This window comes from Streptomyces monashensis (genome assembly GCF_001866665.1).
Classification (GTDB): domain Bacteria; phylum Actinomycetota; class Actinomycetes; order Streptomycetales; family Streptomycetaceae; genus Streptomyces; species Streptomyces monashensis.
The window spans coordinates 17,386-29,994 of sequence record NZ_MLYO01000009.1; the positions used below are offsets into that span (position 1 = coordinate 17,386).

The following is a 12,609-nucleotide window of genomic DNA, read 5'->3' on the forward strand; positions in this document are numbered from 1 at the left end:
GGCTAGCATGCGGGACCTTTCCGAGGCACTCGGGCGGAGGGGATGATGATCTGCTCCCGCAGTTCCTCCAGTGCGGCCCTCGCGACGTCGTAGGCGCTGTCGACGCCGGGCACCGGGTCGTCCTCGCCGGGCCGCCAGAACCGCCGGCGTGCCATGCGCATGGAGCTGACGAACGGCGGGATCGCGTTGAACACCTCGACGAGGTACGGACCGCGGTACACCGGCTCGACCTCGTTCAGGACGATGTCCCAGGGGATCCAGCTGTCCTTCACCGCGCCCCGGTCGGGCGCGGAGATGTGGACGTAGTGGAGCCGGTTCTGCCGGGCGGCCCTCGCGACATTGTCCTTGAAGACCGACGGGCCCTGACTCTCCATCACGACCTGCGCGGTGTCGATCGTCACGCCGGCGTGCGTGTGTTCCAGGCCGTCGAGGAAGTCCAGTGCCTCGGAGACCATGTTGGGCGGGGGCGTCTCCCAGCTCTTGACGGGCTCGATGGCGAGCTTCACCTCTCGCGCCGCGGCGTACTCCGCCAGATCCTCGAAGACGGACCGCGCCGCGCGATAGCGCGACTTCATCCAGTCCTGGAGGGCGTCGCTCCACAGCGGCTCGTCGGCGTCCGTGGCCGGGAAGACGCCGTACGGGTAGAGGAACGGCCCCGACATGATCGAGTCGCCGCCCAGGATTCGTGTGATGTCGACGCGTGACGTGAGGTAGGACAGGGCGCGCCTGCGCTGCTCCTCGTAGGGCGACGTCGGGTCGAAGGTCCGCGTGGTCCCGACGTTCGTCGTGAACTTCACGTCCTTCAGACCCGCCTGGTCGAACGCTTTCTTGAGGGCGACGTAGCTGTCGGTCTCCAGCTTGTGGTCGACGGTTTCGGGCTGCGGGGCGATGTGCAGGTCGAAACCGTCGTAGCCCATGTCGGTGAGGGCCTTCAGATGGTTGATCAGGACTGCGGTGTAGCGCGAGTCCTGCGGCCTCAGGTCGGCCGTGAACATGAAGAAGCTGAAGAACACGTCCCGTTCGGATGTCTCGTTCATTGCCGGGTCCTCCGTTCGCTACCAGCCCAGGACGTCGGCGAGATAGGCGCGGGCCTTCTTGGCGTACTCGAGCGGGTCGGCCTTGTTCGGGTCCTGTTCGGCCTCCACGACCAGCCAGCCCTGGTAGTCGGCGTCGGCCAGCACCTCGAGGATGGGCCGGAAGTCGATCGCGCCGTCCCCGGGCACGGTGAAGACGCCGAGCTCGACGCCCTCCTGGAACGACAGGCCCTCTTCCCGCACCCGGCTCACGACCTCGGGCCGGATGCTCTTCATGTGGACGTGGCCGATGCGGTCGGCGTGCGCCCGGGCCAGCTCCAGTGGGTCGTCGCCCGCGAAGGCGATGTGGGCGGTGTCGAGCAGGAGGTGGACCAGTGCCGGATCGGTCGAGGCCATCAGTCGGTCGACGTCGGCCCGGGTCATGACGCCGGTGCCCATGTGGTGGTGATAGCTGAGCTTCATCCCGGCCGATCCCGCGATCTTGCCGAGCTCGTCCAGGCCCGACGTCAGGGCGTCCCACTGGGCGTCGGTGAAGACCGGGCGGTTGGCGAACACGTCGACGGGGAGCAGGTGCGACGACGCTCCGAACTCGGCCACGACCAGCTCGGTCCCGCCCAGCGCCTTGATGTGGGCCAGGGTCTCCTCGAAGGCGGCGATCGTCTTGTGCCGCATTTTGCCGATCGTGAAGTACGTACTCGTCCAGGGCTCGGACACCCGCAGGCCGCGCAGGTCGAGGGCGGCCTTGAGCTCGGCGGCGTCCGAGGGGTACTTGTGCCCGATGCTGCAGCCCTGGAAGCCGGCGAGCGCCATCTCGCTCACGGCCTGGCCGAAGGAGATGCCGGCGTCGATGGCGGGGAAGTCGTCGTTCCACCACAGGGTGCAGCAGACGCCGAGCTTCACCTTGTCCGGGCCGAGGCGGTCCGCCAGGTCGGTCATTTCGTCGCCCCATTCAGGTAGCGGTCCTCGATGCGGGGTGGCTGGGCCCAGGAGCCGTAGCCGGGTCCCTTGGCGCCGGGAGGGTTGGCTCCGATGGCCCGCCACAGCAGCCCCTCCTGGTAGGAGGCGGCGGTGACCGTGGAGGCTTCGCCCGCGGCACGGGCCCCGTAGCGGTCGGTCCACTCGGGCGGCAGCGCGTACCACATCCCGGCGTACCAGAGTTTGATCACGTTGCGGGCCACCGGTCCGAGGCGGTCGTCGCTGAAGATCCGGTGGCGCAGGGCGCGGTCGAGCAGGACCCGGTCGAGCAGGATCCCGTCAAGGCTTCCGGCGTCGCCGGCATCACCGGCTGCCTCGGTCCGGGCCGCCCGGTGGGCGTCCAGGAGGGCGGTGACGATCTCGTCGCCGCAGGCGGCCCGCACCTTGGCCAGGTACTGCCGGGCCAGACCGGTGCCGAGCAGTTCGGTCTCCCCGAAGGCGGTGAGGTCGACCGACAGGCGCAGGAACTCCTCGAACGACGGGGCGGTCACCGGATCACCGCCCGCGCTGTCCCGCCGGCGGGCCGGGAGGCCCCCGGATCGGAGCCGGCCGCTGCCGGGATCTCGAAGGTGGGGGCTGCGTGCAGGCCGTCACTGCCCGGCAGCGGGTTGCGCACCAGCTGGTTGAACCCGTCGCGCAGGCGGAACATGTCGCAGACGGCGTCCTGCAGGAGGCCCGGCTGCCCGTTGAACGCCCTGGTGAGCAGGGCGAGGAAGGCGCCGTACGCGGCGTTGAAGTCCCGGGCGGCGCGGGCGAGTTCCGATCCCGCCGGGAAGTCGGCCAGCCGGGCGCTCACCTTCACCGGGTACACCTCGTCCCAGCTGACGCCGAGCGGCGGTCCCGACGGCGCGTCGGGGTCGTCGCCCACCTGGTAGTAGCGTCCGAGCTGCAGCTGCCGGAACCGGTAGTAGTGGGCCAGTTCCCCGTCGGCGTCGTGGATGCCCGAGTCGAGGCCCTCGCCCTGGGCGGCGATGAAGCGCAGCGCCCGGCAGGCCGAGTCCAGGTCGGAGACGACGGTCACCGATCCGCCGCCGGAGTAGAAGTACTCGGGCCCCACCTGCAGGGCCGGGTCTCCGGAGAAGAGCTTGGGGTCGCCGGCCGCCACCTTCTCGAGGCCTTCGATGATCTCCGCGTAGAACTCGCCGATGCTGTAGAAGCGCATCCCCTCGGCCGTCGGGCTGAAGGCCAGGACCGGACGCCCGCCGTCCGGTGCGCGCAGCAGCCGTGCGTCGGCACTGGGGGCCCGGCCCGGCCGCTCGATCTTGCAGAACGTCTCCACCGCCTCGGGGGACAGGGGCCGCAGGTCGACGGTGAAGTCGTCCTCCCCGTCGGGCAGGCGGGCCGGGTAGGACGGCACGAAGCCGGGGCGGGTCAGGTCGGGCCTGCCGCCGATGGCGTTCAGGACGTTGGCGACGAGGGTCAGGTGCAGCATCTCCTCCACCGCGACCACCCGGATGATGTGGGCGGCGTCGGAGTTGGTGGTGGAGTGGATGGAGTAGTACGCGGTCAGGTAGGGCGGGATGGTCGCGTGCTCGAGCGCCATCGCCACGTGCAGATAGCTGATCAGGTCGTCACGGCTGTCGATGGTGGACGCGGTCACCGGGCCACCTCCACGGCGATCGGTGCGGTCTCGGCGTCGAGCTGGGACAGCATGGCCCGCACGCTGCGCAGGCACAGGGCGGCGATGGTGAGCGTCACGTTCGAGGTGCCCACGGTGGGCATGCTGCCCCCGCCGACCAGGTAGAGGTTCTGGTGGTCCCAGCTGCGCTGGTCCGGGTCGACCACCGAGGTCGACGGGTCGCTGCCCATCGTGTGGGTGCCGGCGAGATGGTTGCCCCCTCGGATCTCGTACCCCTCGCCGGCGTGCACGGCATAACCCCAGAAGTCGGGGTCGTACGCGGTGTGGTCCTCGGCTCCGAGCCGGGCGAAGATCCGCCGCGACAGCTGCCGGGCGTACGCCACCCCCCGCATCGTGTAGTCGGGGATGTCGTAGGTGAGGATGGGCCGCATGTTCCCGAGGTGGTCGGTGTAGGCCGGGTCGACGGTGATCCGGTTGCTCGGGTTGGCGGGGACCTCGACCATGAACGCCAGCTGCAGCTGGCGGGAGACGCGGTCCACCAGGCCCTGGCGGAGGGACTGGCCGTAGCGGCCGCCGGCGTCCACCAGGTCGACCAGGTCGGTCATCGGCGCGCCCCGGGCCCAGCCCCAGCCGTCGTTGTGGATGTCGACGCTGAACGCCGCCTGGTGGCGGCGGAAGCGGCCCCCCCGCAGGTCGGTGATGCCGCCCGTGCAGTTCGTGCCCCGGAAGGTGCCGGCCACCTCCGGCAGCAGGGCCCACGCCAGCAGGTAGGCGTGGTCCATGAAGTTCCGCCCCATCAGGCCGCTGGAGCCGCGCAGGCCGGAGGCCAGCATCAGCCGAGGGTTCTCCACCGCGTTGGCGGCCAGGACGAACAGTCGGCCGCGGGCCCTCATGGTGGCGGAGCCGGGGCTGTCGGGCCGGTCGTAGCGGCGGTACTCGATCTCGGTCACCCGGCCGGTCTGCTCGTCGATGTGCACCTTGTGGGCCACCGCCTGGGCCACCAGGTCGACCCGGCCGCTCTGCAGGGCCACCGCGAGGGTTTTGCCGGCGTGGTACTTGGCCTGCACCGGGCAGATGGGCACGCAGTTGTTGTTGCCCTGGCACCGCTCGCCGACCTCGACCTGGTACGTGCTCACCGCGCCTCGCGGCCGGTAGCCCTTCCCGCCGTCGTACGCCGGGTTCGGTATGCCGTTGCGCCCCTGCGGGAAGGGCCGTACCCGCAACTCGCGCCGCTCCCCGCCGAGTTCGACCGGCATCCCGTCGAGGTCCGTCGCCACCATCCGGTCCAGGTACGACAGGGGCAGCCCCTTCATGGGGAACACATAGCCCTCGTCGAAGGTGATCCCGAGGTAGGCCTGGTCCGCGACGTCGGCGGAGACGCCGATCTCGCGTTCGGCCTCGTTGTAGTAGGGGGCGAGGTCCTCGTAGGTCAGCGGCCAGTCGGCCCCCTCGCCGTAGAGCGTGCGCATACGGAAGTCCTCGGGGAGCATCCGCAGCGTCTTGGCCTCCCAGTGCATGGTGGTGCCGCCGAGGACCCGGGTGTAGGTGGTGTCGGTGGCGAAGGGCCCGCTCTGGACGAGGTAGGCCGAGGCGTCGGGCGCGCCCGGGGAGATGCGGCGTGCGTCGGTGCCGCGGGGCATCGGGGCGTTGACGCCTGCCGGGTAGGGAGACTGGTTGTCCTTGCCGGTGGCCGAGTAGAAGCGGTCGAGGTAGCTCTCGTAGCCCCGCAGGGTGAGATCCTCGGCCGGGCCGGCTTCGAGGATCAGCACCCTCTTGCCGGCCTGGCTCAGCCGCGAGGCGATGAGGGCGCCGGCGATCCCGCCGCCGACGACGACGGCGTCGTAGAGGACCTCGGCCGCCGCCGCGGGGTCGGTGCGGTGCGCCGCCCCCTCGGGGAACTTCGCGTACATGGGGCAGTCACTCCTCCGCTGCCGGGCGCGGCCGGGACCGGTGTGTCGGTGGGGATGCGCGTCGGTGGGCCATGGGTCACACGGCCTCGGCCCGGGCCCGCATGGCGGACAGATAGGCGGCGTAGCTCCACGTCAGGTTGTGCACACTGCGCTCGAAGCCGGTGGTGCCGTCGAACTGTTCGGAGAGTTCCAGGTTGTCGCTGTGGTAGACGACGGCCCGCACCATGGCGTCACCGGTGGCCGCCAAGGCGGCGGCCGCCGCGGCGGGGGCCGTCGACGCGTCGATGCCGGACTGGGCGAAGAAGGGTGCGGACAGGTCGTCCAGGGGCACCTTGCCGGTCGACTTGATCGCGGCGGCCAGCCTGTAGTGCAGCTCCGCGACGTTGCACGTGGACAGGGCCCAGGGGTGGCCGCCGAGCACCGGGTGCGCGGTGTCGCCGTCGTAGACGTCGCCCGGGTAGCGGCCGAACAGCGGTCCGATACCGAATGCTTCCTTGTCGGCCTTGTTGATCGGGTAGAAGGCGATGCCGCCCTCCTCCCACTGCGCGCGCAGTCGGGCCGCCGTGGCCAGCAGCTTGGTGTCGGTGACGGGAACGGCGCCGTAGACGGCCGACTGGACGATGTCGATGTTCGGGTCGTAACCGCTGACGACCGGGTTCTGCGGCGACGGCTGGGACCCGTCACCGGGGTCGGCCAGCATGCTCACGTACACGCTTCCGTCCCAGTGGCCCGCGAGCGCCTGGCGCAGCCACTTGATGGCGGGCCGCAGCCCGGTCGGCTTCTCGATGCCGACGACGGTCGAGGCCTGGATCTCCTCGAAGCAGCGCAGTTGGGCGGAGCGGGCGAAGAAGCTGTACCCGCCGTGCTCCTCCCACAGGTTCGTGGTAGGGCTCTGGTAGACGCCGAGGAGGTAGGCCACGTTCGCGTTCACCAGGTCGACCGCGCGCTTCTGGGTGCCGACGTCGAGTTGGTCGTAGGCGGCCAGGACGGTGATCGTCTGCAGCGCCGGACCGTCGTTCTGCTCCGTCCACGGGCGGGCGTCGCCGGCGATGTTGAAGCAGGCGTGCCCCTTGGTCAGCGGCGGCTGGGCGTTGGAGTGGCAGAGGTCGGCGAACTGCACGTAGTCGTTGAGCGTCTGCACCGTCCCGCCCGGGCGGGTGGGCATGTCGGCCTTGGCCACCTCCATGGCCGTGATGGCCCCGTCGCGCACCCAGTTGAAGACGTAGTCCTCGTCGATGCCGGGGGTGTCGGCCGGGAAGGAGGGGGCGGCGATGATGCAACCCGGCTTCGAGTTCCGGGAGATGTCGCCCGGCGACTGCGGATCGCTGAAGGCGAAGCCGTCGCTGGAGATGTTCCGGAACATGAAGGTGTACATGACCGGCACGAGCGACGGCAGGTCGATGGCTCCCGGAGTCATGGAGATCTGGGCGTTCGCCCGCGCTCGGGACGTGCCGTCCGGCCGGTTCGTGCGGGCGGGCGTGGTGGTCGTGCCGGTGGGCGTGTCGGTCGGCTCGGACATGGCGGAACTCCCCCGTCGTCTTTCGAGCGGAACTATCGGATCTGGTCGGCGCCCCGGTCGCGTGGATCGAGGGGCTCGGCACCGGGTGCGTGCATGAGCTGTGCGAGGTGCATGAGGTCCATCAGTTGCCGCCACGGGATGAGCGGGCTTCCGTGGCGGGAAAGCCGGGTGAGCGGCGCAAGAGGGTGCGGGTTGTTCTCGGGGACTTCGCCGATGCCGGCCGGCGCGTTGGCATCGCCGCTGGTGACGCCTGCCGCGAAGGCCACGGCCGCGTCACCGGCGGTGCGCGGGAACCATCGGGATCGCCGGGTGGACCGCGGGTGGCTTCCGGCCGGTTCGGTCGGCCTGGGGGGTGGCGTGCGGATCAGGCCGGCCGCGACGAAGAGTGTGGACCGGCCGACCCGAGCAGCGTCTGGTCCGTGCGCCCGCACGCCGGAGGGGTGATGCGAACAGCACCCCCGGGGGCGCGGCCTACCCGGCACCCGCACCCCGGTGGCCGCATGGGTGCGGCCGGCTTCTCGTGCGCCACGCGCGGGGAACGGCCGGCAGGATGCGCGAGCGGTCACGGGACGCGCCTCGGCCGGACGAGTCGCGGTGATCCGAGCGGGCCTCGGAACCCGTGTCCGCGCACAACGTTCCAGGCGGTGCGCAGCCCCGCGCGACTGCCGTGGCGTCCCACGCCTGCCGGGCGGGACAGGCGAACCGGTCGTCCCGGATCCGAGTTCTCGCCCCGGGGACGCGGCGAGGAGAGTGGCGCGCGAAAACACTGTCAGGCCTGCGACGACACTCTGATTCAGACGCCCGAGTCGACACCATTCCCATAATCGCGTCAATAGGGAATGCATCCCCGTCCCCCCGTTTTCTCAGAAAGCGCGCGATGCAGGGACCGTATAACGCCGTTTTGAATCATCCTGAGAGGTGACCGCACCACGCGACGGGTATGCTACTTGGCAGCACCCTCATCTTTGCGAGCCACACGCTACAACTGGCCGGGTCGGCGCCGCAAGAGGAAATTCGACTGTTGCGCATGAGGTTGAAGTAATCCCATGCAGCCCGCTGTTGCGCAACGTGCGCCGGATTCTGTTGGTGCGCGTGGGCAGCTGAGGGAATTTTTTCGAGTTCCCGCCGACGACGGGCGCATTCCTGTGGCGTAATTCCGGAGGGTGGCAATTCGCTCCGGCCGGGCGAACCCACGACCTCCCGGTCGCACCGGTTGTCATGGCGTGCCGGGTCGTGACTCGTAGAGCAGGCTGTGAAAGCGGCCGGCCTCCTCGCACCCGGCGGGGTCTGCGCCCAGCGCCCGTACAGCCGCGATCGCGTAGCGCTGTTCCCGCTCGTCGGTGAAGAGGCGCTGCGGATAGGTCCGGGAGGTGTCGACGGTGGTGTTCAGACCGTGTGCGGCCAGTGTCCGGGCGATCGGCCGGTACGACACCGTGCGCAGCACGAACGCGCTGACCCACACCGGTCTGCGTACGCCGTCCAGCAGGGCCGTGAGCGTTCGGGCGGTGATGTAGGTGCCACCGCCCGTCAGCGTGATGAGGCCGACCTCGGCGAGTGCGCGGCTGAGACCGGGGCCGGGCGAGCCCTGTTCCAGATCGTCGGTGAACGCGGCGTCCAGCAGACCCACGTCCTGCGCGTACCGCGCGGCGGGGGCCGAGACGTCCAGGCCGAACACCGGCACGGCGTCCGGCCTGCGCCGCGCGGCATAGAAGGCCGTGTCCGACGCCCTCAGTTCCGCCGTCGACAACGCCTGCCGGTCCGGGGAGGTGTACCGCTCATACATCTCAGCGAGCGTCACGTCGTGGTTGAGCAGTGCCGCGTTGATCCCGTACGAGCAGCACACGTCCAGTACCGCCGACCGGTGGCCGCGGGCGTCGTCGAGCGCGGCCCGTTCGGCGGCAGCCTGCCGGAAGACCGGCTGGGCGTGGTGGGGGATCTCGTACTCCAGGGGGGCCAGCCGCCTGAAGTACGGGCGGGGGTCCGGCCGGCTGTAGATGTCGTCGAAGCGTGACTTGCCGCCCGCCATGTCCTCGGTACCGCCAGAGCCAGGTCCGGCCATGCCGCACTCCTCCTCGCACGACGCATCCGTACCTTCATCATGTCCGGCCTCCCCCGCCCGAAATATCCGCCACACCGAACCGACCGGCGCCGAGGTGTGTCCCTGAGGCGGGACGCGCCCTGTTCTTCACGGCGGAGTGGCGCCGGCCGGGCCTCGGACGGGGCGCGCGGCAGGCCCCGCCGTGTACCGGCATGATCTCGACGCGGCACATGGAAGGCCGCTCCCGGGGCGCCGCTCCCGGACGGCGGGTGCGGCCGGTGAGCCGGTGCTCGATGTCGCTGCCGGGGGTTTCGATCGGTCCGCCGGCGCAGAGGACGAAGGTGGCGCGGCCGCCCCCTACGATCTGTCCATGCGAGGGTGGACGAAGAGCCTGGACGCCGCTGGTGTCCGGGACCCCGGGTTGCGTGACGACTACGACCGTCAGCGGCGGCTGGTACGGCGTTTCAGGCGCAGCGCGTACCTGGCGGCCAGGCTGCTCCTGCCGCCGCCGTTGCTGGCGCACGTGGTGGCGGCGACCGCCGTGATGCACCACGGGGACAACCTCCTGGACACCGGGCCCCTGCCACAGCGCGAGACGGCGTGGGCGTCCTGGGAACGGCAGGTGCGCGAGGCGTTGCGGACGAGGACGAGCGACGACCCCCTGCTCCGGGCGTTCGCGCACACCGTGTCCGCCCATCCGCGGCTCGGCGGCATCGTGGAGTCCTACCTGACCACCGCCACCGCCGAACTGCGTTTCACGGGCTTCGCGACCGAGGCCGACTTCCAGGCTTATGTGGACGCCTACTCGTACCCCGCCTTCATGCTCGTGGCGGGACTGCTCGCGCCGGAGGACGACGCTCGGTACCGGACCGCGTGCCGGACCTTCATCGAGGGCAGTCAGCGGCTCGACTTCGTGAACGACCTTGCCGAGGACGTGCGGGAAGGGCGCGTGGGCGTCCCCGTCGAGACGATGGAGCGGTTCGGGATCACCGCGGACAGCCTGGCCGCCGGCGTCGGCGGCCCGCCCCTGCGGGAGCTGGTGGCGGAGCAGGTCACCACCGCACGCACCGCCTTGCTGGCCGCGAGGGACCTTTCGACGCTGACCAGGGCCGACGGCCGACGGCTCGCGGGTGCGCTGGTGGAGATCGAACTCCTCACGGCGAAGGCGGTGCTCGCACGGGGCGCCGGGGTACTGCACGGCTCCGCGAACCCGCCGCTGGGCGGGACCCTTCGCGTCCTCGCACGCCGATGACGACCGCCGTGGGGCGTCGGTTCGACCCGCCCCACCGGCGCGGGGCAACGCCCGGGATTCGCCGGGAGCGAGCGGAATCCAGGTAGCGGTCATGCCAGGCAATCGCCGGGCCCTTGCTTCCCTTTGACGGAGCGTTTTCTTCAACTTTCCCGAATTCAGAGCGAGTTCAGAGGATCACCCGCGGCCGACGAACGCCCTGCCCTGACCTGCGGTCCGACCTGCCGCGACAGCTCCGGGAAAGCAGCACTCCTTCCATTGACCTGAACCCGTCAAGTCTGCTTTGCTTCTCCGCGTCTGACAGGGCATCACCATTTCGGCCAGCAAGAAGTCGCAGTGCGAACCCTTCTCACCGCCTTTTTCATTCGTCCGGTCCAGGACGAGAGTTCCCCCGCGCATCACGACGCCGTGCGTGAGTTTCCCCAGCCGCCGGGCACATCGCCCGTGCGGTCACCCGGTGCGGGCTCGGGCCTCTCCCCCTGCTCCGCGACGGAACCGGCGTCCGCGTCGGTGGCCGACTGCGGCACACCCGGTGATGCGCCTCGTCGGCGTCCCGTTCAGCTCACCTCCGCCGGACCGCCGGCGGAGGTCCGTGCGCAGAAAGGGCCCCAACACCCATGGGCAGACCCCACATACGCGGTGCAGCCCGCGCGACCCTGACCGGTCTCGCGTCGTTGTCCCTCGTCACCGGCGTGGCACTCGCCTTCGTACCCCAGGCGGCAGCCGCCACCCAGGCCACGGCTCACACCGCGAGCCCCAACCCCTACAGCCCTGCCTACCACCACCCGTACCGGCACGGCGTCATACCGACCATCCGGCAGAACGCCAGGATGAAGTCCTGGGCGGCCGACCAGCCGGCCGCCACCACCGCGACCGGACCGGAGACGCTGTCCTACGGCGGCGGCGTCGACGGCATCGGCGTCCAGAGCGGCCACTCCAAGGTCTACCTGGTCTTCTACGGCTCGCAGTGGGGCACGCAGAGCACCAACGGCAACGGCGACGCCACGTTCTCCGGCGACCCGGACGGCGCGGCCCCGGTCACCCAGGAGATGTTCAAGGGCATCGGCACCGGGAACGAGCTGTGGTCCGCGGACCTCACCCAGTGGTGTGACGGTCCCAACGTGTCGGCGGGCGCCACGAGTTGTCCGTCCAACGCGAACTTCATCCCGTACCAGAGCGGTGGCGTGCTGGCCGGCGTGTGGTACGACAACTCGGCGGCCTCGCCCAGCGCCGCGACCGGGCACCAGCTCGGCGCCGAAGCCGTCAAGGCGGCCGGACACTTCGGCAACACCACCGCCGCGTCCAACCGGGACGCCTACTACGTCGTCCTCTCGCCGCACAACACCAACCCGGACAGCTACCAGGGGCAGTACTGCGCCTGGCACGACTACAACGGCGACAGCACGCTCACCGGCGGGCCGGTGTCCTCCTCCTACGGGGACATCGCGTTCAGCAATCAGCCGTACAACATGGACTCCGGCTCCGGCTGCGGCGTCGGATTCGTCAACTCGCCCGGCACGCTCGACGGCTGGACCATGACGCTCGGCCATGAATGGCACGAGATGATGTCCGACCAGAACCCGGCGGGCGGCTGGACCAACCAGACCGGCAGCTCCTACAACGGCCAGGAGAACTCCGACGAATGCGCCTGGATCTCGCCGGGCAGCGCGGGCGGAGCGGCCAACGTCACGATGGGCACGGGTACCTTCGCCGAGCAGGCGAGCTGGTCCAACGACACCAACAACTGCGCCATCTCCCACCCGATCGTCGGAGGCGGCGGCGGTGGCGGCACCGGCGGCACCCTCACCAACGGCACCTTCGAGACCGGCAGCCTGTCGAGCTGGACGACCAGCGGCACCACCGCCGCCACCACCTCGGCGGCGCACAGCGGCACCTACGGTGCGATGCTCGGCTCCACCAACCCGACGAACACCTCCTCGGTCTCCCAGTCCTTCACCGCCCCGTCCGGCAGCAGCAAGGTCTCCTTCTGGTACGACGTCACCTGCCCGGACACCGTGAGCTACGACTGGGCGACGGCCACCCTCCAGGACACCACGGCGGGCACCAGCACCACGCTGCTCGGCAAGACCTGCACCCAGGGTGCGGGCTGGAAGCAGGTCTCCGGCACCGTGACCGCGGGCCACACCTACACGCTCACCCTCACCAACAAGGACGACAACTACGCGGGTGACGCGACCTACACCTACTACGACGACGTGACCGTCTCCTGACCTCGCACCGCACGGTGGGGGCGGGCCGACGGCTCGCCCCCATCCCCGTCCGAGCGCCCACGCCGGGCGGCGTC

The 12,609-nt window shown here is 70.4% G+C and carries 10 protein-coding genes; 2 read left to right on the forward strand and 8 right to left on the reverse strand.

Going from position 1 to position 12,609, the window contains the following annotated elements; all coding sequences use genetic code 11:
- Nucleotides 1–2: 2 nt before the first annotated feature.
- The 8 genes from BIV23_RS01525 to BIV23_RS01560 form a co-directional block, all read right to left on the reverse strand.
- The gene (locus BIV23_RS01525) at nt 3–1,037 is read right to left on the reverse strand and encodes a sugar phosphate isomerase/epimerase family protein (protein ID WP_071378867.1); all 1,035 of its coding nucleotides are present in this window, start codon (nt 1,035–1,037) and stop codon (nt 3–5) included.
- Between the two features lie 18 nt (nt 1,038–1,055).
- On the reverse strand, nt 1,056–1,970 hold the full coding sequence (gene iolE, locus BIV23_RS01530; RefSeq protein ID WP_107471029.1) for a myo-inosose-2 dehydratase: 915 nt from the start codon (nt 1,968–1,970) through the stop codon (nt 1,056–1,058).
- A complete protein-coding gene (locus BIV23_RS01535; RefSeq protein ID WP_071378868.1) occupies nt 1,967–2,500 on the reverse strand; it encodes a hypothetical protein in 534 nt (177 codons plus the stop codon). Before BIV23_RS01535 ends, iolE begins: the two co-directional genes overlap by 4 nt.
- Nucleotides 2,497–3,609: a ferritin-like domain-containing protein gene (locus BIV23_RS01540; protein WP_071378869.1), complete on the reverse strand. Its 1,113-nt coding sequence runs from the start codon at nt 3,607–3,609 to the stop codon at nt 2,497–2,499. Before BIV23_RS01540 ends, BIV23_RS01535 begins: the two co-directional genes overlap by 4 nt.
- Nucleotides 3,606–5,498 carry a GMC family oxidoreductase gene (locus BIV23_RS01545; protein WP_071378870.1) on the reverse strand — a complete coding sequence of 631 codons (1,893 nt, stop codon included), beginning with the start codon at nt 5,496–5,498 and terminating at the stop codon, nt 3,606–3,608. The genes BIV23_RS01540 and BIV23_RS01545 overlap by 4 nt, the downstream gene beginning before the upstream one ends.
- 76 nt (nt 5,499–5,574) lie before the next feature.
- Nucleotides 5,575–7,017: a glycoside hydrolase family 15 protein gene (locus BIV23_RS01550; RefSeq protein ID WP_218161848.1), complete on the reverse strand. Its 1,443-nt coding sequence runs from the start codon at nt 7,015–7,017 to the stop codon at nt 5,575–5,577.
- Between the two features lie 32 nt (nt 7,018–7,049).
- Complete coding sequence (locus tag BIV23_RS01555) at nt 7,050–7,283, reverse strand: hypothetical protein (protein WP_071378871.1); 234 nt, start codon at nt 7,281–7,283, stop codon at nt 7,050–7,052.
- A 950-nt stretch (nt 7,284–8,233) separates the two neighbouring features.
- The gene (locus tag BIV23_RS01560; protein WP_071378872.1) at nt 8,234–9,076 is read right to left on the reverse strand and encodes a hypothetical protein; all 843 of its coding nucleotides are present in this window, start codon (nt 9,074–9,076) and stop codon (nt 8,234–8,236) included.
- Between the two features lie 349 nt (nt 9,077–9,425).
- Between BIV23_RS01560 and BIV23_RS01565 the strand changes: the two genes are divergently transcribed.
- Both BIV23_RS01565 and BIV23_RS50080 read left to right on the forward strand, forming a co-directional pair.
- Nucleotides 9,426–10,307, forward strand: coding sequence for a squalene/phytoene synthase family protein (locus tag BIV23_RS01565; protein WP_071379073.1), 882 nt, complete (start codon nt 9,426–9,428; stop codon nt 10,305–10,307).
- 614 nt (nt 10,308–10,921) lie between these two features.
- On the forward strand, nt 10,922–12,535 hold the full coding sequence (locus BIV23_RS50080; protein WP_071378873.1) for a hypothetical protein: 1,614 nt from the start codon (nt 10,922–10,924) through the stop codon (nt 12,533–12,535).
- Nucleotides 12,536–12,609 lie beyond the last annotated feature (74 nt).